Consider the following 20,492-nt stretch of genomic DNA (forward strand, 5'->3'; position numbering starts at 1 on the left):
AACTAGGATGAACAAAGAGATTCTGGCTGTTGTTGAAGCAGTTTCCAATGAAAAATCCCTTCCGCGCGAGAAGATTTTCGAAGCGCTGGAAACTGCATTAGCCACCGCAACCAAGAAAAAATACGAGCAGGAAATCGACGTGCGCGTCAGCATTGACCGCAGAACCGGCGATTTCGATACCTTCCGCCGTTGGGTCGCCGTAGACGAAGTGACTCAGCCAACGCGTGAAATCACGCTGGAAGCCGCTCAGTTTGAAGATCCGAGCATTGAGCTCGGCGGTTACGTCGAAGATCAGATCGAATCCGTGACCTTTGACCGTATCACCACCCAAACCGCCAAGCAGGTTATCGTGCAGAAAGTGCGCGAAGCCGAGCGTGCGATGGTGGTTGACGCTTTCCGTGAACACGAAGGTGAGATCGTCACCGGCGTGGTGAAGAAAGTGAACCGTGACAGCATCGCGCTGGATCTGGGCAACAACGCCGAAGCGGTGATTGGCCGTGAAGACATGTTGCCGCGCGAAAACTTCCGCCCGGGCGACCGTATTCGCGGCGTACTGTACGCCGTGCGTCCTGAAGCTCGCGGCGCGCAGCTGTTCGTCAGCCGTTCCAGCTCGGAAATGCTGAAAGAACTGTTCCGCATCGAAGTGCCGGAAATCGGCGAAGAAGTGATTGAAATTAAAGCGGCAGCCCGCGATCCTGGCTCCCGTGCGAAAATTGCAGTGAAAACCAACGACAAGCGCATCGACCCGGTCGGCGCCTGCGTAGGTATGCGCGGTGCGCGCGTTCAGGCCGTGTCGAGCGAGCTCGGCGGCGAACGTATCGACATCATCCTGTGGGATGATAACCCAGCGCAATTCGTCATCAACGCCATGGCGCCGGCCGACGTCGCGTCGATCGTGGTAGACGAAGATAACTGCACTATGGATATCGCCGTTGAAGCCAGCAACCTGGCGCAGGCGATCGGCCGTAACGGCCAAAACGTGCGTTTGGCTTCCCAGCTGCTGAAACAACACCGCGGCGACGATCGTTGGGAACTGAACGTGATGACGGCGGACGACCTGCAGGCCAAGCACCAGGCCGAGGCTCATGCCGCTATTGATACCTTCACCAAGTATCTTGATATCGACGAAGATTTCGCCACCGTACTGGTTGAAGAAGGCTTCTCCACGCTGGAAGAGCTGGCCTACGTGCCGATCAAAGAGCTGTTGGAAATCGACGGTCTGGATGAAGATACGGTTGAAGCATTGCGCGAACGCGCCAAAGCTGCATTGACCACGCTGGCCCTGGCACAAGAAGAAAGCCTGGGCGACAACAAACCGGCCGACGATTTGCTCAACCTGCCGGGTCTTGAGCGCAGCATGGCCTTTAAACTGGCCGCGCGTGGGGTTTGTACGCTGGAAGATCTTGCCGAGCAGGGTGTTGACGATCTGGCTGATATTGAAGGGCTTAGCGATGAGCAAGCCGGCGAGCTGATCATGGCTGCACGCAATATCTGTTGGTTTGGCGACAACGCGTAATAACTGTAGCAGGAAGGAACAGCATGACGACAGATGTAACCGTAAAATCGCTGGCAGCAGAGATTCAGACTCCGGTTGATCGCCTGGTACAGCAGTTTGCTGATGCAGGGATCAACAAGTCCGAGTCGGACTCTGTTACCCAGCAAGAAAAAGAAACATTGCTGGCGCACCTGAACCGTGAACACGGCAGCGCGCCGGGTAAACTCACTTTGCAGCGCAAAACGCGCAGCACCTTGAATATCCCGAGCACCGGCGGTAAAAGTAAATCGGTGCAAATTGAGGTCCGCAAGAAACGCACTTATGTAAATCGCGATACGCAGGAAGCCCAGTTGGCTGAAGCGGCAGAGCAGGCACAGCGTGAAGCGGAAGAGCAGGCACGGCGCGAAGCGGAAGAGCTCGCAAAACGCGAAGCGGAAGCGAAGCGCGCAGCCGAAGAGCAAGCCAAACGTGAGGCCGCGGAGATTGCTAAGCGTAATTCAGCGGAAAAAGAAAAAGTGACCAATCAACATACCGACGAAATGACCAAGCCAGCTCAGGCGGAAAAAGCACGCCGTGAAGCCGAAGCCGCTGAACTGAAACGTAAAGCGGAAGAGGAAGTGCGCCGCAAGGTTGAAGAGGAAGCCAAGCGCGTAGCGGAAGAAGCCCGTCGCATGGCCGAAGAGAACGGCGAGAAGTGGGCCCAGGCCGACGCGGCAAGCGCCGCGGTTGAAAGCGCCGACTATCACGTGACTACCTCTCAGCACGCCCGTGCCGCGGAAGACGAAAACGACGCCAAAGTTGAAGGCGATCGTCGTAGCCGCACCCGCGGCGGCAAAGCGACCAAACAGAAGAAAGGCAACAAGCTGTCCGAATCCAAAGCGGATCGTGAAGAAGCGCGTGCCGTTACCCGTGGCGGTAAAGGTAAACGCAAGCCTAGCACTCTGCAGCAGGGCTTCAACAAGCCGGCGCAGGTGGTTAACCGTGACGTGGTGATCGGTGAAACCATCACCGTGGCCGAGCTGGCCAACAAGATGGCGGTAAAAGGTTCTCAGGTCATCAAAGTGATGATGAAGCTGGGCGCCATGGCCACCATCAACCAGGTTATCGACCAGGAAACCGCACAGCTGGTTGCCGAAGAGATGGGCCACAAAGTTATCCTGCGTCGTGAAAACGAGCTGGAAGAAGCGCTGATGAGCGACCGTGATACGGGCGCTGCGGCCGAACCGCGCGCGCCGGTCGTGACCATCATGGGCCACGTTGACCACGGTAAAACCTCGCTGCTGGACTACATCCGCTCCACCAAAGTGGCGGCGGGCGAAGCCGGCGGCATTACCCAGCACATCGGTGCCTACCACGTAGAAACCGAGAACGGCATGATCACCTTCCTGGATACCCCGGGCCACGCCGCGTTTACCTCGATGCGTGCTCGCGGTGCTCAGGCGACTGACATCGTGGTTCTGGTGGTAGCGGCCGACGACGGCGTGATGCCACAGACCATCGAAGCTATCCAGCACGCGAAAGCGGCGCAGGTGCCGTTGGTGGTTGCGGTGAACAAAATCGACAAACCGGAAGCCGATCCGGACCGCGTTAAGCAGGAACTGTCTCAGTACGGCGTGATGCCGGAAGAGTGGGGCGGCGAAGCGCAGTTCGTCCACGTGTCCGCGAAAGCCGGTACCGGTATCGACGAGCTGCTGCAGGCTATCCTGCTGCAGGCCGAAGTTCTGGAACTGAAAGCGGTACGCAGCGGCATGGCGAGCGGCGTGGTGATCGAGTCCTTCCTGGATAAAGGCCGTGGCCCAGTGGCTACCGTTCTGGTTCAGGAAGGTACGCTGAACAAGGGCGACATCGTCCTGTGCGGCTTCGAATACGGCCGTGTGCGTGCGATGCGCGACGAGCTGGGCCGTGAAGTGACCTCTGCCGGTCCGTCTATCCCTGTGGAAATCCTGGGTCTGTCCAGCGTGCCTGCAGCGGGTGATGAAGCGACCGTGGTGCGTGACGAGAAGAAAGCGCGTGAAGTGGCGCTGTACCGTCAGGGCAAGTTCCGCGAAGTCAAACTGGCGCGTCAGCAGAAGTCCAAGCTGGAAAACATGTTCGCCAACATGACCGACGGCGAAGTGTCCGAGCTGAACATCGTACTGAAGTCCGACGTACAGGGTTCTTGCGAAGCGATCAGCGACTCGCTGCTGAAACTCTCCACCGACGAAGTGAAGGTGAAGATTGTCGGCTCCGGCGTAGGTGGGATCACCGAAACCGACGCGACGTTGGCTGCGGCTTCCAACGCCATCATCCTGGGCTTCAACGTGCGTGCCGACGCTTCTGCGCGCCGCGTAATCGAAGCGGAAAGCCTGGATCTGCGTTACTACTCCGTGATCTATAACCTGATCGACGAAGTGAAGCAGGCGATGAGCGGTATGCTGGCGCCGGAATACAAGCAGCAGATCATCGGCCTGGCCGAAGTGCGCGACGTGTTCAAATCGCCTAAGTTCGGCGCTATCGCCGGCTGTATGGTTACCGAAGGGACCATCAAGCGTCACAACCCAATCCGCGTACTGCGCGACAACGTGGTTATCTATGAAGGCGAGCTGGAATCCCTGCGCCGCTTCAAAGATGACGTTAACGAAGTCCGTAACGGCATGGAATGTGGTATCGGCGTTAAGAACTATAACGACGTGCGCGTCGGCGACATGATCGAAGTGTTCGAAATCATTGAGATCCAACGCACCATCGCTTAACGATTGCACATCTGCTTATATCTGTTTACGGGGGGCCTTTGTGCCCCCCGATTTGTCTGGAGAATCCAAAATGGCAAAAGAATTCAGCCGCGGTCAACGCGTGGCGCAAGAGATGCAGAAAGAGATTGCGATCATTCTGCAGCGTGAAGTTAAAGATCCGCGCGTCGGCATGGCGACCGTTTCCGGCGTGGAAGTGTCCCGCGACCTGGCGTATGCCAAGGTTTACGTCACCTTCCTGAACGTATTGACCGAGAACCACGATCCGGATCTGGTCACCAACGGCATCAAAGCGTTGCAGGACGCTTCCGGCTATATCCGCACCCTGCTGGGCAAAGCGATGCGCCTGCGCGTGGTGCCGGAGCTGACCTTCGCTTACGACAACTCCCTGGTGGAAGGCATGCGCATGTCCAACCTGGTGACCAACGTGGTGAAGAACGACGCCGAGCGCCGTTCCGCCTCAGGCGATGACAAGGAGGATTAATGAGTCGCCCTCGTCGCCGCGGCCGTGACATCCACGGCGTGCTGTTGCTGGACAAGCCGCAGGGGTTGTCGTCCAACGATGCGCTGCAAAAAGTAAAACGCCTGTACAACGCCAACCGAGCGGGCCACACCGGCGCGCTCGATCCCTTGGCGACCGGCATGCTGCCTATCTGCCTGGGCGAAGCGACCAAGTTTTCGCAATATCTGCTCGACTCCGACAAGCGTTATCGGGTGATCGCCAAGCTGGGGCAGCGTACCGATACCTCCGACGCCGACGGCCAGATCGTGCAGGAGCGTCCGGTGAACTTCACCCAGGCGCAGCTCGACGCGGCGCTGGACACCTTCCGCGGCGACATCCAGCAGGTGCCGTCGATGTATTCGGCGTTGAAATACCAGGGCAGGAAACTCTACGAGTATGCGCGCCAGGGGATTGAAGTGCCGCGCGAAGCGCGCAGCATCACGGTGTACGAGCTGCAGTTTATCCGCTGGGAAGGGGATGAACTGGAGCTGGAGATCCACTGCTCGAAAGGCACCTATATCCGCACCATCACCGACGATCTCGGCGAGCTGCTGGGCTGCGGCGCGCACGTGATCTATCTGCGCCGCCTGCAGGTGGCGACTTATCCGATCGCGCGCATGGTGACGCTGGAACAGCTGAACGCTTTGCTGGCTCAGGCGCAGGAACAAGCGATCGCGCCCGGCGAGCTGCTCGATCCGTTGCTGATGCCGATGGATAGCCCGGTTGAGAACTATCCGGAAGTGAATTTGCTGCCGGTGGTCGCGGGTTACGTCAAGCAGGGGCAACCGGTGCAAGTGGCCGGCGCGCCGGCTTCCGGCCTGGTGCGTATCACCGAGGGTGAAGAGCGAAAATTCATCGGCGTTGGCGACATCGCCGAGGATGGTCGCGTGGCGCCGCGCCGCCTGGTGGTCGAGCATTTCGACTGACGGCGGGGCACTGCGTCGCCTTGCGATCGCACTGCGCTAAGAGTAGAATGGCGCAGCTTATGCATTGGGTTGCTGAATTAGAGATCGGCGCCTGTTTTTATTATCTATAATCTGGAGTATTACAATGTCTCTAAGTGTTGAAGCTAAAGCTCAAATCGTAGCTGATTTCGGTCGTGGTACTAACGACAGCGGTTCTACCGAAGTTCAGGTTGCCCTGCTGACTGCGCAGATCAACCATCTGCAAGGCCACTTCTCCGAGCACAAAAAAGATCACCACAGCCGTCGTGGTCTGCTGCGTATGGTTTCTCAGCGTCGTAAGCTGCTGGACTACCTGAAGCGTAAAGATGTAGCACGTTACACCAGCCTGATCGAGCGTCTGGGTCTGCGTCGCTAATCTAGCAAGTTTCAGTGGAAAGGGGCCTATTTTGGCCCCTTTCTTCTAGGAAGCATAAGCAAATCAGGTTAATGTATTACTGATGTTTCCAAACAGGTTCTTCCGTTACAGAGGTTCGCGCGGCTAATGAGAGGCTTTATCTCCTGCCTGAGATAAGGATTGTCATTAGTCGCGAGGATGTAGTGAGAAGGCAAATCGAGTCACAGGCGTGTCGAGTCGTCAATGCGATTGCGCGCCGCTAATCAAGGATATAATTTTGCTGACACCGATCATTCGCAAATTCCAGTATGGCCAGCATACCGTCACCATCGAAACCGGTATGATGGCTCGTCAAGCCACCGCTGCCGTTATGGTGAGCATGGATGACACCGCCGTATTCGTTACCGTCGTTGGCCAGAAAAAAGCCAAGCCGGGCCAGAGCTTCTTCCCGCTGACCGTTAACTACCAAGAGCGTACTTACGCCGCCGGCCGTATCCCGGGCAGCTTCTTCCGTCGCGAAGGCCGTCCGAGCGAAGGCGAGACGCTGACTTCCCGTCTGATTGACCGTCCGATCCGCCCACTGTTCCCGGACAGCTTCCTGAACGAAGTTCAGGTGATCGCGACCGTAGTTTCCGTTAACCCGCAGGTGAACCCGGACATCGTTGCGATGATCGGTGCCTCTGCCGCCCTGAGCCTGTCCGGTATCCCGTTCAACGGCCCAATCGGCGCAGCGCGCGTAGGTTACATTAACGATCAGTACGTGCTGAACCCGACGACTGACGAGCTGAAAGAAAGCCGTCTGGATCTGGTGGTTGCCGGTACTGCAGGCGCGGTGCTGATGGTTGAATCCGAAGCGGAAGTGCTGAGCGAAGATCAGATGCTGGGCGCCGTGGTGTTCGGCCACGACCAGCAGCAAGTGGTTATCGAAAACATCAACTCCCTGGTTGCCGAAGCCGGCAAGCCGAAGTGGGATTGGCAGGCCCCTGCGGTCAACGAAGCGCTGCACGCGCGCGTGGCTGAACTGGCCGAAGCTCGCCTGGGCGACGCTTACCACATCACCGAAAAACAAGAGCGTTACGCTCAGGTTGACGCGATCAAAGACAGCGTCGTTGAAACCCTGCTGGCGCAGGACGAAACGCTGGACGCCGGCGAAATCCAGGACATCTTGGGCAACGTCGAGAAGAACGTGGTGCGCAGCCGCGTACTGCGTGGCGAGCCGCGTATCGACGGCCGTGAAAAAGACATGATCCGTGGCCTGGACGTGCGCACCGGCGTACTGCCGCGCACCCACGGTTCCGCGCTGTTCACCCGTGGCGAAACTCAGGCGCTGGTTACCGCGACCCTGGGCACCGCGCGCGACGCACAGAACCTAGACGAGCTGATGGGCGAGAAGACCGACAGCTTCCTGTTCCACTACAACTTCCCTCCGTACTCCGTAGGCGAAACCGGCATGGTCGGTTCTCCTAAGCGTCGTGAAATCGGTCACGGTCGCCTGGCGAAACGCGGCGTATTGGCTATGATGCCTAAACCGGAAGATTTCCCGTACACGGTTCGCGTCGTGTCTGAAATCACCGAATCCAACGGTTCTTCTTCCATGGCTTCCGTGTGCGGCGCATCTCTGGCGCTGATGGACGCCGGTGTGCCAATCAAGGCTGCCGTTGCGGGTATCGCGATGGGCCTGGTGAAAGAAGCCGATAACTTTGTGGTTCTGTCCGACATTCTGGGTGACGAAGATCACCTGGGCGACATGGACTTTAAAGTGGCCGGTAGCCGCGACGGTATCACCGCGCTGCAGATGGACATTAAAATCGAAGGCATCACCCGCGAGATCATGCAGGTGGCTCTGAACCAGGCCAAGGGCGCGCGTCTGCACATCCTGGGCGTAATGGAACAGGCTATCAGCTCCCCGCGCGGCGATATCTCCGAATTCGCACCGCGTATTCATACTATCCGCATCAACCCGGATAAAATCAAAGACGTGATCGGTAAGGGCGGTTCCGTTATCCGCGCACTGACCGAAGAGACTGGCACTACCATCGAAATTGAAGATGATGGTACAGTTAAAATCGCTGCGACCGACGGTGAGAAGGCGAAATTCGCTATCCGTCGTATCGAAGAGATCACGGCAGAGATCGAAGTGGGCCGTATCTATCAGGGTAAAGTGACCCGTATCGTTGATTTCGGCGCGTTCGTCGCTATCGGCGGTGGTAAAGAAGGTCTGGTACACATTTCTCAGATCGCCGACAAGCGCGTCGAGAAAGTGACCGACTATCTGCAGATGGGTCAGGAAGTGCCGGTTAAGGTGCTGGAAGTTGACCGTCAGGGCCGCGTGCGTCTGAGCATCAAAGAAGCGATGGCGCCGGAAGCGGGTTCACCTGCGCCTGAAGCAGAATAACTGTATAGATAGTTTTACAGCTCCCCGCCATGGGGTTGGGAGCTGTTCGTATCGCGCGGGTAGGATGCCCGCGTTTTAGCAAACGGAGGACAGGACGTTCATCCAATGTTTGTCTTCGGGAGTGGGAAATGAAGCCTTTCTTGCGCTGGTGTTACGTTGCGACAGCACTCATGCTGGCAGGATGCAGCAACCATGATTGGCGTAAAGACGAAGTTTTGGCAATCCCGTTGCAGCCAACGTTGCAGCAGGAAGTGATCCTGGCGCGCATGGAACAAATTCTTGCCAGCCGGGCACTGACGGATGACGAACGCGCACAGCTTTTATATGAGCGCGGTGTGCTGTATGATAGCCTCGGGTTACGTGCATTAGCGCGCAATGATTTCTCGCAGGCGCTGGCGATACGTCCCGACATGCCGGAAGTTTTCAACTACCTGGGCATTTACTTAACGCAGGCAGGCAATTTTGATGCTGCCTATGAAGCGTTTGATTCTGTACTAGAGCTTGATCCAACTTACAATTACGCGCGTTTAAACCGGGGCATCGCACTGTATTATGGCGGCCGCTTCCCGTTGGCGCAGGATGATCTGCAGGCGTTTTATCAAGACGACCCAAACGATCCCTTCCGTTCGTTATGGCTGTATCTGGTGGAGAGAGAAATCGATCCCAAGAAGGCCGAGGTAGCGCTTCAGCAGCGCTATGACAAAGCGGACAGAGGGCAATGGGGATGGAATATTGTCGAATTCTACCTGGGCAAGATCAGCGAAAAAACGCTGATGGAACGCCTCAAGGCAGATGCAACGGATAACACTTCGCTCGCTGAGCATCTCAGTGAAACTGACTTCTATTTGGGTAAACACTACCTGAGTCTGGGGGACAAGGACACCGCTTCGGCGCTGTTCAAACTGACGGTGTCTAACAACGTTCACAACTTCGTTGAGCACCGCTATGCATTGTTGGAATTGGCGCTTTTGGGCCAAGAGCAAGACGACCTATCGGAATCGGACCAGCAATAGCTGACGAACACCTATCAGCCTGATGAACATTGGTTTTTAACCAAAGTTATCGCCTTAACGGGCGAGGGCTTTTTTGTTCGTTTTATAATCTAATTTGAGCCGGTTCACACTTTTCAATGAAAATGACTGAAAATTTTCTCGACGAGTTATGTAGACTGGCTGCCATTATTAATGAGGCACGTGTACATGACGACTGAGTTTGAAACCTCTTTTGCTGATCTGGGGCTGTCTGCTCCAATCATTTCCGCCCTGAACGATCTGGGCTATGAAAAACCATCTCCGATCCAGGCTGAGTGTATTCCTCACCTGTTGAACGGCCGCGACGTGCTGGGCATGGCACAGACCGGTAGTGGTAAAACTGCAGCGTTCTCGCTGCCGCTGCTGCACAACCTGCAGGCAGACCTGAAAGCACCTCAGATCCTGGTGCTGGCACCGACCCGCGAACTGGCGGTTCAGGTTGCTGAAGCGATGACCGATTTCTCCAAACACATGAACGGCGTCAACGTGGTAGCCCTGTACGGCGGCCAGCGTTACGACGTGCAGCTGCGCGCTCTGCGCCAGGGCCCGCAAATCGTTGTGGGTACCCCAGGCCGCCTGCTGGACCACCTGAAGCGCGGCACCCTGAACCTCTCTAACCTGAGCGGTCTGGTGCTGGATGAAGCCGACGAAATGCTGCGCATGGGCTTTATCGAAGACGTAGAAACCATCATGGCTGAGATCCCGGCTGAACATCAGACCGCGCTGTTCTCCGCCACCATGCCGGAAGCGATCCGTCGCATTACCCGCCGCTTCATGAAAGAGCCGCAGGAAGTGCGCATCCAGTCCAGCGTGACCACCCGTCCGGACATCAGCCAGAGCTACTGGTCGGTCTACGGCATGCGTAAAAACGAAGCGCTGGTGCGTTTCCTGGAAGCTGAAGACTTTGACGCGGCGATCATCTTCGTCCGCACCAAGAACGCGACCCTGGAAGTGGCCGAAGCGCTGGAGCGCAGCGGTTACAGCAGCGCCGCGCTGAACGGCGACATGAACCAGGCGCTGCGTGAGCAGACTCTGGAGCGCCTGAAAGACGGTCGTCTGGATATCCTGATCGCGACCGACGTTGCGGCCCGTGGTCTGGACGTTGAGCGCATCAGCCTGGTTGTCAACTATGACATCCCGATGGACTCTGAGTCTTACGTTCACCGTATCGGCCGTACCGGTCGTGCGGGCCGCGCCGGCCGTGCGCTGCTGTTCGTGGAAAACCGCGAACGCCGCCTGCTGCGCAACATCGAACGCACCATGAAGCTGACCATCCCTGAAGTGGAGCTGCCAAACGCAGAACTGCTGGGCGAGCGTCGTCTGGCCAAGTTCGCCGCGAAAGTTCAGCAGCAGCTGGAAAGCAGCGATCTGGATCTGTACCGCGCACTGCTGACCAAACTGCAGCCGGAAGAAGAGCTGGATATGGAAACCCTGGCCGCAGCGCTGCTGAAAATGGCTCAGGGCGAACGTCCGCTGATCCTGCCGCCGGATCCGGTCTTCAAACCGCGTCAGCGCCGCGAGTTCAACGACCGTGACGATCGTCGTGGTGATCGTGGCGACCGTCGCGACAGCCGCGATAGCCGTGACGGCGACCGTCCACGTCGCGAACGTCGTGACGTTGGCGAAATGCAGCTGTACCGCATTGAAGTGGGCCGTGACGATGGCGTAGAAGTCCGTCACATCGTTGGCGCTATCGCTAACGAAGGCGACATCAGCAGCCGTTACATCGGTAACATCAAGCTGTTTGCTTCCCACTCCACCATCGAGCTGCCAAAAGGCATGCCGGGCGAGATCCTGAATCACTTCACTCGCACTCGCATCCTGAACAAGCCGATGAACATGCAGCTGTTGGGTGATGCACAGCCGTTCGAACGCCGCGAGCGTCGTGACGGTGGCAACGGTGGCGAGCGTCGTGGCAACGGTAACGGCCGTCCGTTCAACGGCGAACGTCGCGAAGGCGGCCCACGTCGTTCCTTCGGCGAACGTCGTGAAGGCGGTAACGGCGGCGAGCGTCGTGGCGGTAACTACAACCGTGACGGCAAGCCGGCGCCACGCCGTGATGACGGCGCACCGGCAGCACCACGTCGTCGTTTCGGCGACGCGTAATCGCTGATTCACCGTTCGCGGTGAAGCGCTCTGAAAAACCAGCCTGCGGGCTGGTTTTTTTATGCCTGAAAATTGCCGTCAAACGCCCCCGAATGGCGTATCATTCATAAGGTTTTTTCTTACGGATGATATGCACGGGAGATGCCATGAGTTGGCAGCAGTTCAAATCTCAATACCTGGTGCGCTTTTGGGCGCCGCTGCCGGCGGTGATCGCCGCCGGGATCCTTTCTACCTACTACTTCGGCATGACCGGCACTTTCTGGGCGGTGACCGGCGAATTCACGCGCTGGGGCGGCCATGTGCTGCAGTGGTTCGGCCTGCACCCTGAGCAGTGGGGTTATTTCAAGGTTATCGGCCTGCAGGGCACGCCGCTGGAGCGCATCGACGGGCGCATGATCATCGGCATGTTCGCCGGCTGCATCGCCGCCGCGCTGTGGGCCAACAACATCAAGCTGCGCCAGCCGCAGCACCGCATTCGCATCGTGCAGGCGCTGCTGGGTGGCATTATCGCCGGTTTCGGCGCGCGCCTGGCAATGGGCTGTAACCTGGCGGCCTTCTTCACCGGTATTCCGCAGTTCTCGCTGCACGCCTGGTTCTTCGCGCTGGCGACCGCCGTCGGCTCCTACTTCGGCGCCAAATTCACGCTGCTGCCGATGTTCCGCATCCCGGTCAAATTGCAAAAGGTGAAGGCCGCCGCGCCGCTGACGCAGAAACCTGAGCAGGCGCGCCGCCGCTTCCGGCTGGGCATGGCGGTCTTCGGCCTGGCGGTGGCCTGGTCGCTGTGGACGCTGTTCGATGCGCCGAAGCTCGGCATCGCCATGCTGTTCGGTATCGGCTTCGGTTTGCTGATCGAACGCGCGCAGATCTGCTTTACCTCGGCGTTCCGCGATCTGTGGATCACCGGCCGCACCCACATGGCGAAAGCCATCATCATCGGCATGGCGGTGAGCGCCATCGGCATCTTCAGCTACGTGCAGCTTGGCGTGGCGCCGAAGATCATGTGGGCTGGCCCGAATGCGGTGCTGGGCGGCTTGCTGTTCGGCTTCGGCATCGTGCTGGCCGGCGGTTGCGAGACCGGCTGGATGTACCGCGCGGTGGAAGGGCAGGTACACTACTGGTGGGTGGGGCTGGGCAACATCATCGGCGCTACGCTGCTGGCCTATTACTGGGACGATCTGGCACCGGCGCTGGCGACCGACTACGACAAGATCAATCTGCTCGACACCTTCGGCCCGATCGGTGGCCTGCTGGTGACCTATCTGCTGCTGGCGCTGGCCTTTGCCGCCATGCTGTGGTGGGAGAAGCGCTTTTTCCGCGCCCGGCCTGAGGCGCAGGTGGTGAATTTGAGGAGCATGCCATGAAAGAGACGACGATAGTGCCGGACTACCGGCTGGACATGCTGGGCGAACCTTGCCCGTACCCGGCGGTAGCGACGCTGGAGGCGATGCCGCAGCTGAAGCCGGGGGAAATCCTGGAGGTGATCAGCGATTGCCCGCAGTCGATCAACAACATCCCGCTCGATGCGCGCAACCACGGCTACAAGGTGCTGGATATCCAGCAGGACGGGCCGACCATCCGCTATCTGATCCAGCGTTAACGCCGAGGCGGTGGGGCTCCCCACCGCCTTTTCGCTTTTTATCCCTTCACGATGTCGCCTTGCACTCCGGCAACAATCTCGAACGAACGCAGCCGCGCCTGGTGATCGAAAATCTGGCCGTTGACCATGATCTCGTCGGCATCGGTTTCACGCAGCAGCGTTTGCAACCCGTGACGCACGGTTTTTTCATCGCCGACGATCGACATCCGCAGCGCCTGTTCGACGCCGTATTGTTCACCGGCGGTCCACAGCGCGTGGATGTTATCCACCGGCGGCGGCAGCGGGCCGGGCGAACCACGGCGCAGATTGATGAACTGCTGCTGCATCGAGCTGAACAGGAAGCGCGCATCGCTATCGCTCTCAGCGGCGATCACGTTGACGCACACCATGGCGTGCGGCTGCGCCAGCTGTTTGGACGGTTTGAAGTTCTCGCGGTACAGCTGCAGCGCCTGGAACAGCATATCCGGGGCGAAGTGCGAGGCGAAGGCGAACGGCAGGCCGAGCTGCGCCGCCAGCTGCGCGCTGTAGAGGCTGGAGCCGAGCAGCCAGAGCGGCACGTGCAGTCCCTGGCCCGGCACCGCCTGCACCGGCTGGCCGGGCTGCGCGTCGCAGAAATAGTTTTGCAGCTCCTGCACGTCGCGCGGAAAGGTATCCACATCGCCGGACAGATGGCGACGCAGCGCCATCATGGTGCGCTGATCGGTGCCGGGCGCGCGGCCCAGCCCCAAATCGATGCGGCCAGGATAGAGCGACTCCAGCGTGCCGAACTGCTCGGCGATCACCAGCGGCGCATGGTTCGGCAGCATCACGCCCCCGGAGCCGAGGCGAATGCTCTGGGTGCCGGCGGCCAGATAGCCCAGCAGCACCGAGGTGGCGGCGCTGCCGATGCCGGTCATGTTGTGGTGCTCGGCCAGCCAGTAGCGCTGGTAGCCCCAGCGCTCGGCGTGCTGCGCCAAATCCAGCGAACAGTGGAAAGCGTCGCGCGCTTTGGCCCCTTGCGGGATTGGCGATAAATCCAGTACCGAAAGCGGTACCGCAGTGTGTTCAGTCATGACATCGTCCATCAGAGAGTGGATCGCTTAAAGGGCGATTGCAGGAGTCTGCATACCAAAAAACCGAAAATGATGCTTTTTAGTGTTAAAAGCATAATCCAATTTATAGTTATAAAAGAGGAGATATGTGCTTGTGATATCCTCATGAGCGCAATGGTGTTTTTTGGAGCAATTTAAGACATGGAAATGATGATCCCCGCCCGCCGCTTACCGTTCCGGGAGCCGACATAATGAAAAAAAAGACGCTGTTTACCCTGTTGCTGATGATGGTGGCGATCGCATTGGCGATCTTGTTCCGCGCGCACAATCAGGATCTGTTACTGCAGGGTGAAGTGGATGCCCCCGAAGTGATCGTCGCTTCCAAAGCGAAAGGCCGGGTGGTTGAACGCCTGATCGAACGCGGTGACGATGTGAAAAGTGGTCAGCTGATTATCCAGCTCGACAGCCCCGAACTGATGGCGCAGCTGCGTTCCGCGCAGGCGACGCGCGACGAGGCCAAGGCGCAGCTCGAGCTGTCGCTGCACGGCACCCGTGAAGAGAGCATCCGCAACCTGCGCGCCAACCTGGCGCAGGCCGAGGCGCAGTACCGCAATGCGCAAAACGACTACAACCGCAACCTGAGCGTGGCCGGCAAAGGCTATATCTCGAAGTCCGAGCTGGACGCCTCGCGCCGGGCGCGCGACACAGGCTTCCAGCAGGTACAGGCCGCCAAGGCCAACCTGGATGAAGGCATCAACGGCGACCGCGTCGAGCAGCGGCAGCAATACGCGGCGGCGCTGCGGGCGGCGGAAGAGAACCTGCTGCAGATCCAGGCGCAGAGCGACGATCTGCAGGTGAAAGCGCCGGTAGACGGCGAAGTGGGGCCGATCCCGGCCGAAGTGGGTGAATTGCTGAACGCCGGCAGCCCGCTGGTGACGTTGATCCGGGTGCCGGACGCCTACTTCGTGTTTAACCTGCGCGAAGACATCCTGGCCCACGTGCGCAAAGGCGACAAGGTCAAGCTGCGGGTGCCGGCGCTGAAGGACAAAATGATCGACACCGAGGTGCGCTACATCGCGCCGCTGGGGGATTACGCCACCAAACGCGCCACCCGCGCCACCGGCGACTTCGACCTGAAAACCTTCGAAGTGCGCCTGTATCCGTCACAGCCGGTGGACGGCCTGCGTCCGGGGATGAGCACCTTATGGCAATGGAAAGAGTAAGGGCCGGCTGGCGCTGCTTCAGTCACGCGTTCGATAAAGAGTGCCGCGTCGCCTTTCGCAGCCCGGTGGTGCACTGGCTGAGCTGGATCTTTCCGCTGATCCTGTTTGCGCTGATCAGCAGCAACTTCTCCGAAGGCACGCTGCTCGATCTGCCGGTCTCGGTGGTGGACAGCGATCACAGCCCGCTGTCCAAATCGCTGACGCGGCGGCTGGACGCCGGTTCGCACGCCCACGTCGAGGCTTACGGCGGTGGGCTGCCGGAGTCGCTGAGCCGCCTGCGCAGCGCGCAGGATTACGCGTTGCTGTATATCCCGCCGGACTTCGAGGCCAACGCGCTGTCGGGCAAACAGCCGAGCGTGGTGATGTACTACAACGCGCTGTTCTACGGCGCCGGGCTGTATTCCACCCAGGACTTCGGCGGCCTGATGAACGAAATCAACGCCAGCACCCGCAGCATCATCGCCACCGAGATGGGCAAAACGCTGCCGCCGCTGGCGGACGTGACGCTCTCCTACGGCAGTCTGTTCAACGCCAGCGGCAGCTATATCTATTACCAGCAGTTCGCCGCCACCATCCATTTGCTGCAGCTGTTCGCGGTGACCTGCATGATCTACGTGCTGGCGCGCAGCAAGTCGCTGCTGCAGGCCAAGCCGTTCAGCCTGGCGCTGCTTGGCAAGCTGGCGCCGTACACGCTGTGTTTCACCACCCTGCTGATGGTGGAGATCGCGGCGCTGGTGGGCATTTTTGACGCCCGCGTCAGCGGCAACCCGCTGTTTATGCTGATGATCGGCCTGTTCTACGTGATGGCGGCGCAAAGCATCGGCCTGCTGCTGTATACCTTTACCGGCAGCACCATCACCGCCTACAGCCTGATCGGTATTTTGGTCAGTATCGCGATGACGTTCTCCGGCATGGCGGTGCCTGAGCTGTCGATGCCGCTGCCGGCGCGCATCATTTCCAACATCGAACCGCTGACCCACGCGCTGTACGCGATGTTCGACGTGTTCCTGCGGCAGGTGCACGCCAGCGCCATTTTCAGCGTGTGTGCGCTGCTGGCGGTCTATCCGCTGGTGGCCGCGCTGCTGGTGCGTAATCGCCTGCCGGCGCGGCTGGCAAAAGAGGGGAACGCCGGATGAAGCTCTATTGGCAAACCTTCGTTAAGGTACTGCTCGGCATGCTGGAGCGGCCGGTGTGGCTGATGCTGATCCTGTCGCTGTGCATCATGAGCATGGTGTATGCCAACCGCACGGTGTGGGATCTGCCGGTGGGGGTGGTCGATCAGGACCACAGCACCGCCAGCCGGAAGCTGATCCGTCAGCTGGACGCCACGTCCAAGATAGCGATTGAAACCTACGACAGCCTGGAACAGGCGCAGCGCGATCTCAGCTGGCGCAAGCTGTTTGCGGTGATCATCATGCCGGTGGATCTGGAGAAGAAGATCCTCAGCGGGCAGAACATCGTGGTGCCGGTGTACGGCGACGCCACCAACCGCTTGGCCAACGGCCAGATCCAACAGGACGTGGTGGCGGCCTACCAGCAGCTGTTGACGGAGTACAACAACGGGCTGCTGCTGCGCAGCGGCTTCAGCGAACGGCAGGCGCAGATACTGCTGACGCCGATACTGGGACAAACGCTGGACGTGTTTAACCCCGGCATCAGCTTCGCGGCGATCATCTTCCCCGGCCTGCTGGTGATGCTGTTGCAGCACTCGCTATTGATTGCCTGTATCCGCGTCAATATCGCCATGAAGAGCATGCCCGGCGGCAAGGCGCCGCTGGCGGCACACCTCGGCGGGCTGACGGCGCTGCTGCCGATCTGGCTGTTCCTGTCGATCGTGCTGTTCGTGCTGTGGCCGTGGGTATTGGGCTATCGGCAGACGGCGAACATCGCCGAACTGCTGTTGCTGACCTTCCCGTTCCTGCTGGCGGTACTGGGGCTGGGCAAGCTGGTGACCGAGTGCCTGCGCAGCGTCGAGATGATCTACCTGACGCTGGCGTTCATCACCACGCCGGTCTTCTACCTGTCCGGCACCATCTGGCCGCTGCAGTCGATGCCGGCGTGGGTGCGCGCCATCTCGTACAGCATTCCCTCCACCTGGGGCACCAAGGCGATCGCCGGCGTCAACCAGATGGGTCTGTCGCTGAACGAAGTGTGGGGGGACGTGATGATGATGCTGATGCTCGGCGTGGTCTACACCCTGCTGGGCTTTGGCGTCGGCTTCTTGCGCAACAGCGTGGCGCTGCGCGGGATGTTCAGGAAGCGGCGGGCGTAGGGGAGGTATCTTGTTGTTATAGCGCAAAAACTCGGTGATCCTGCTTTATTGCTATAGGTGGTTTTTTTATTTATTAGATTTCAAAGGGTTATGTGGCTGCCCGGATGCTTAAATCGCGGTGAAATCTCGTAGATGTTTAAAGTTGATATAATTCAACTAGATATATTTAGAGTATTCCCCGCGAGAGCGGGGATAAACCGAGAATTCGTTGTACCGAGCGACAGTCGCACTTTGTCATTCACTAGGCAGGAATTTCGCGGGAATTCAGCTTTCTCGATGATATGCCAGCCGTTCACTGTGCCGACAAAAGTGCGTCTGAAAAATTATTACCTCTCCGCAATCTTCCTAACCTTCACGGCGGTGATGGTTCTCCGCAGTTTCCTGCCGTAAACATCACTCGCCTGATAATAAGTATCCATATAACCACTCTATTAAATTACCGGGCGCCCGTATCTGGTTGATCCGACTTTCTGGATTATGGCAACTTTCCGGAAATGTTCCACGGCGGGAAAATAATCATACCGTGGTTTTCGGCCCGGAGCCGCAGTTAACGATCAGGCCGGTCAAACACAGCATCTAGAAGAAAACTGCAGTTCTTCTTCGACAACGGGGATGAGATGCTGAGGCGTTACCAGGTCCGTAACGAGTGGTTAGCGCTGCATGACCTGGATACCTTCAGCGTGGCGGCTCGGCTAATCCAACGAATGCTGCTGGAAGATGTTGCATCCACCATGAAGTTCCTGACTACACGACTCCGGGAGGGCAAAGCCTGGTACTGGATCGCGGAATATGTCCGTCTCCAGCTGTGGCAGCACGGGATAGTCGGAGACAGAGCGGAGCATCAACGGGAACAGTGGATGGAGCGAGGTAACGTCGTCACTTTACAGAAAACTATGGCAACGAGACTGAACAGACCGGCCATCACCAAAAAGTTGCCGGACTTTCCCCTGCTGTATTGGTATATCTGGGCATGGCGTGATATCAGCGGGATCCAGACAGTGCGGAAATGGGTCGACCGCCAGGTCAAAAAGGATGAGGCTTTTCTGAGCCTGCTGCTGCAGCTCCGTTATCATGGCACCAGTTCGGCGGATGGACGATACAGCGCGCTGGATCTGGCAAATATATCCGAATTTCTTGGAGATGTTGAGACAGTGAGAGGTCCGATTGAGAGCATCAAGCAGGCCGGACATTTACCAGAACGGGTTGAACAGGTGGAGCAGTCGATCAGCAGAAGACACTAATCATCGAGGGATTCGTTGATAGTGAATCTTGCCGAACAACGGCGACCCGCCGATGTCAATCGGCACCGTTTGGTAAGGCCCCAATAGGGGCCTTTTTCAGGAGCTGCGGATAGGGTAGGTGCTGCGCAGGCTGGTCATCACCAGCTCATCATGAATATGCGGGCTTGTCGCGAGACAGACGGCGCGTCCGAACCATCATTAGTCGTTTATGGACAAGTCAAGTGTTTGCAATGATTCAGTTTATTATTTATATTCACAAGATAGACAAAAACCAGTCCATGAGTTAATTTTCATCAGAAGATAATCCCATACCTTACTAAAAACCCCCCCCTCATCGATTGTTTCCATAGCAATAAGCGGTCTCTCTTCGATAACGGAATTTCCAATTTTAAAAGTAGCCTTTCCGATCTGCTGACCTTTTTTTACAGGTGCTATTATCTTCTCATTGTCAATCGAATAGCTAACATTTATGTCTTTTATCTTGCCCTTAGGAATTAGAATGGTGCTTGAATTACCAATATTTAGTTCGATGAACTTTTTATCGCCTAACCATACTCTGTGGCTTGTGAAGGCACTACCTTCATTTTTTATTTCGAACTTTTCGAAGTTTCTAAAACCCCATGCTAAAAGCTTCTCAGACTCTTGAAATCTTATGTAGTCATTCTTTGCATTTAGAACAACTGAAATCAGACGCATCTTATCAATGGCAGCAGAAGCAACAATGTTAAAACCTTCTTCACTAGTTGTTCCCGTTTTTAATCCATCAACATTAAGATCACTATTCCACAGAAGTTTATTTTTACTATATTGATGAATATTGTTGTACGTAAAATCCTTCTCCTTATACAACGCATATTCTTGAGGCAAATCGTGAATCAACGCTTTAGCGAGGAAAGCCATGTCACGAGCGGTAGTAAACTCTCCAGCATCATTCAAACCATGCACTGTTTTAAAGATAGTATTATTAAGGCCAAGGTTGTGCGCATATGCATTCATTAATTTAATGAATGAACTTTGATTCCCAGCTATATAATCAGCCATAGCTATACAGGCATCACTACCTGATTGAATTACGATCCCTTTATTCAAATCTTTAACAGATGCCCTTTCACCTAGTTTCAAAAACATGGCTGAAGATCCGTAAAGAGTTGGGTTTCCACTTACCCACGCATCTCGATTAATAGAAACCTTGTCTTCAAGGTTTATAGTCCTTTGTTTGATTGCTTGTCCAATAACATAACTTGTCATAATTTTGGTTAGACTTGCAGGACTAATTTTGACATCGGCATTGCCCTCAGCAAGGACTTTACCGCTATCAAAGTCAATTAGAATCCAAGATTTCGCATCAACCGTCGGTCTAGGTGTAGGTATCATTTCGCTAGCAAATACAAACCTTAACAGAGTTGAAAGTGTTAGCAATGAAAAAACAATGGCTTTTAAATTAAAACAGGAAAATAATCTCATAAGAAAACTTATTTTATCTATAGATGTGCTCTATACTTTAATTTATTAAACGCAAAAACCTGACAATATTATAAAATCTAATTTCTAATAATTCAGTCGGCATGTTT

General features: G+C 57.0%; 17 protein-coding genes. 15 read left to right on the forward strand and 2 right to left on the reverse strand.

The genetic code is table 11. The annotated features are described in order from the left end of the window. Positions 1-7: 7 nt before the first annotated feature. The 11 genes from nusA (at position 8) to yedF (ending at position 13,154) form a co-directional block, all read left to right on the forward strand. Positions 8-1,516 carry a transcription termination factor NusA gene (gene nusA / locus FUU19_RS01925; protein WP_019453340.1) on the forward strand — a complete coding sequence of 503 codons (1,509 nt, stop codon included), beginning with the start codon at positions 8-10 and terminating at the stop codon, positions 1,514-1,516. Between the two features lie 23 nt (positions 1,517-1,539). Next, positions 1,540-4,227, forward strand: a complete 2,688-nt coding sequence (infB, locus tag FUU19_RS01930) for a translation initiation factor IF-2 (protein WP_141971299.1) — start codon at positions 1,540-1,542, stop codon at positions 4,225-4,227. 70 nt (positions 4,228-4,297) lie between these two features. Further along, positions 4,298-4,708 (forward strand): 30S ribosome-binding factor RbfA, encoded by a 411-nt coding sequence (gene rbfA / locus FUU19_RS01935; RefSeq protein ID WP_004933508.1) that lies wholly within the window; start codon positions 4,298-4,300, stop codon positions 4,706-4,708. Next, on the forward strand, positions 4,708-5,652 hold the full coding sequence (gene truB, locus FUU19_RS01940) for a tRNA pseudouridine(55) synthase TruB (protein WP_230491058.1): 945 nt from the start codon (positions 4,708-4,710) through the stop codon (positions 5,650-5,652). Before rbfA ends, truB begins: the two co-directional genes overlap by 1 nt. A gap of 124 nt (positions 5,653-5,776) precedes the next feature. After that, positions 5,777-6,046: a 30S ribosomal protein S15 gene (gene rpsO / locus FUU19_RS01945; protein WP_004933502.1), complete on the forward strand. Its 270-nt coding sequence runs from the start codon at positions 5,777-5,779 to the stop codon at positions 6,044-6,046. A gap of 256 nt (positions 6,047-6,302) precedes the next feature. Then, positions 6,303-8,420, forward strand: coding sequence for a polyribonucleotide nucleotidyltransferase (gene pnp / locus FUU19_RS01950; protein ID WP_025305055.1), 2,118 nt, complete (start codon positions 6,303-6,305; stop codon positions 8,418-8,420). Positions 8,421-8,548: 128 nt separating this feature from the next. Then, a complete protein-coding gene (gene nlpI / locus FUU19_RS01955) occupies positions 8,549-9,433 on the forward strand; it encodes a lipoprotein NlpI (protein ID WP_004933495.1) in 885 nt (294 codons plus the stop codon). A 122-nt stretch (positions 9,434-9,555) separates the two neighbouring features. Further along, positions 9,556-9,630, forward strand: coding sequence for a protein YrbN (yrbN, locus tag FUU19_RS24740; RefSeq protein WP_223182019.1), 75 nt, complete (start codon positions 9,556-9,558; stop codon positions 9,628-9,630). Next, the gene (locus FUU19_RS01960; protein ID WP_102985550.1) at positions 9,620-11,557 is read left to right on the forward strand and encodes a DEAD/DEAH family ATP-dependent RNA helicase; all 1,938 of its coding nucleotides are present in this window, start codon (positions 9,620-9,622) and stop codon (positions 11,555-11,557) included. Before yrbN ends, FUU19_RS01960 begins: the two co-directional genes overlap by 11 nt. Before the next feature lie 146 nt (positions 11,558-11,703). Continuing rightward, positions 11,704-12,918 carry a selenium metabolism membrane protein YedE/FdhT gene (yedE, locus tag FUU19_RS01965; protein ID WP_187321954.1) on the forward strand — a complete coding sequence of 405 codons (1,215 nt, stop codon included), beginning with the start codon at positions 11,704-11,706 and terminating at the stop codon, positions 12,916-12,918. Next, the gene (yedF, locus tag FUU19_RS01970) at positions 12,915-13,154 is read left to right on the forward strand and encodes a sulfurtransferase-like selenium metabolism protein YedF (protein WP_004933486.1); all 240 of its coding nucleotides are present in this window, start codon (positions 12,915-12,917) and stop codon (positions 13,152-13,154) included. Before yedE ends, yedF begins: the two co-directional genes overlap by 4 nt. 38 nt (positions 13,155-13,192) lie before the next feature. Here yedF and FUU19_RS01975 read toward each other — a convergent pair whose 3' ends face one another. After that, on the reverse strand, positions 13,193-14,206 hold the full coding sequence (locus FUU19_RS01975; RefSeq protein WP_049294845.1) for a luciferase-like monooxygenase: 1,014 nt from the start codon (positions 14,204-14,206) through the stop codon (positions 13,193-13,195). A 230-nt stretch (positions 14,207-14,436) separates the two neighbouring features. Between FUU19_RS01975 and FUU19_RS01980 the strand changes: the two genes are divergently transcribed. From FUU19_RS01980 to FUU19_RS01995, 4 genes are all read left to right on the forward strand, one after another. Further along, a complete protein-coding gene (locus FUU19_RS01980) occupies positions 14,437-15,408 on the forward strand; it encodes an HlyD family secretion protein (RefSeq protein WP_141971295.1) in 972 nt (323 codons plus the stop codon). Next, the gene (locus FUU19_RS01985; protein ID WP_044029869.1) at positions 15,390-16,544 is read left to right on the forward strand and encodes an ABC transporter permease; all 1,155 of its coding nucleotides are present in this window, start codon (positions 15,390-15,392) and stop codon (positions 16,542-16,544) included. Before FUU19_RS01980 ends, FUU19_RS01985 begins: the two co-directional genes overlap by 19 nt. Then, the gene (locus tag FUU19_RS01990; RefSeq protein ID WP_141971291.1) at positions 16,541-17,680 is read left to right on the forward strand and encodes an ABC transporter permease; all 1,140 of its coding nucleotides are present in this window, start codon (positions 16,541-16,543) and stop codon (positions 17,678-17,680) included. Before FUU19_RS01985 ends, FUU19_RS01990 begins: the two co-directional genes overlap by 4 nt. Positions 17,681-18,297: 617 nt before the next feature. Next, positions 18,298-18,921, forward strand: a complete 624-nt coding sequence (locus FUU19_RS01995; RefSeq protein ID WP_197833197.1) for a PifA — start codon at positions 18,298-18,300, stop codon at positions 18,919-18,921. 243 nt (positions 18,922-19,164) lie between these two features. Here FUU19_RS01995 and FUU19_RS02000 read toward each other — a convergent pair whose 3' ends face one another. Then, a complete protein-coding gene (locus FUU19_RS02000; protein ID WP_230491059.1) occupies positions 19,165-20,385 on the reverse strand; it encodes a serine hydrolase in 1,221 nt (406 codons plus the stop codon). Positions 20,386-20,492 lie beyond the last annotated feature (107 nt).

The organism is Serratia montpellierensis (assembly GCF_020858655.1).
Lineage (GTDB): Bacteria > Pseudomonadota > Gammaproteobacteria > Enterobacterales > Enterobacteriaceae > Serratia > Serratia montpellierensis.

Excerpts from the sequence above, each read along its gene's own strand:
- FUU19_RS01990 (WP_141971291.1), top strand. The coding sequence starts at position 16,541 with ATGAAGCTCTATTGGCAAACCTTCGTTAAGGTACTGCTCGGCATGCTG.
- FUU19_RS01960 (WP_102985550.1), top strand. The coding sequence starts at position 9,620 with ATGACGACTGAGTTTGAAACCTCTTTTGCTGATCTGGGGCTGTCTGCT.
- rpsO (WP_004933502.1), top strand. The coding sequence starts at position 5,777 with ATGTCTCTAAGTGTTGAAGCTAAAGCTCAAATCGTAGCTGATTTCGGT.
- FUU19_RS01980 (WP_141971295.1), top strand. The coding sequence starts at position 14,437 with ATGAAAAAAAAGACGCTGTTTACCCTGTTGCTGATGATGGTGGCGATC.
- nusA (WP_019453340.1), top strand. The coding sequence starts at position 8 with ATGAACAAAGAGATTCTGGCTGTTGTTGAAGCAGTTTCCAATGAAAAA.
- infB (WP_141971299.1), top strand. The coding sequence starts at position 1,540 with ATGACGACAGATGTAACCGTAAAATCGCTGGCAGCAGAGATTCAGACT.
- FUU19_RS01975 (WP_049294845.1), bottom strand. The coding sequence starts at position 14,206 with ATGACTGAACACACTGCGGTACCGCTTTCGGTACTGGATTTATCGCCA.
- FUU19_RS01995 (WP_197833197.1), top strand. The coding sequence starts at position 18,298 with ATGCTGAGGCGTTACCAGGTCCGTAACGAGTGGTTAGCGCTGCATGAC.
- rbfA (WP_004933508.1), top strand. The coding sequence starts at position 4,298 with ATGGCAAAAGAATTCAGCCGCGGTCAACGCGTGGCGCAAGAGATGCAG.
- truB (WP_230491058.1), top strand. The coding sequence starts at position 4,708 with ATGAGTCGCCCTCGTCGCCGCGGCCGTGACATCCACGGCGTGCTGTTG.
- FUU19_RS01985 (WP_044029869.1), top strand. The coding sequence starts at position 15,390 with ATGGCAATGGAAAGAGTAAGGGCCGGCTGGCGCTGCTTCAGTCACGCG.
- FUU19_RS02000 (WP_230491059.1), bottom strand. The coding sequence starts at position 20,385 with ATGAGATTATTTTCCTGTTTTAATTTAAAAGCCATTGTTTTTTCATTG.
- yedF (WP_004933486.1), top strand. The coding sequence starts at position 12,915 with ATGAAAGAGACGACGATAGTGCCGGACTACCGGCTGGACATGCTGGGC.
- yedE (WP_187321954.1), top strand. The coding sequence starts at position 11,704 with ATGAGTTGGCAGCAGTTCAAATCTCAATACCTGGTGCGCTTTTGGGCG.
- nlpI (WP_004933495.1), top strand. The coding sequence starts at position 8,549 with ATGAAGCCTTTCTTGCGCTGGTGTTACGTTGCGACAGCACTCATGCTG.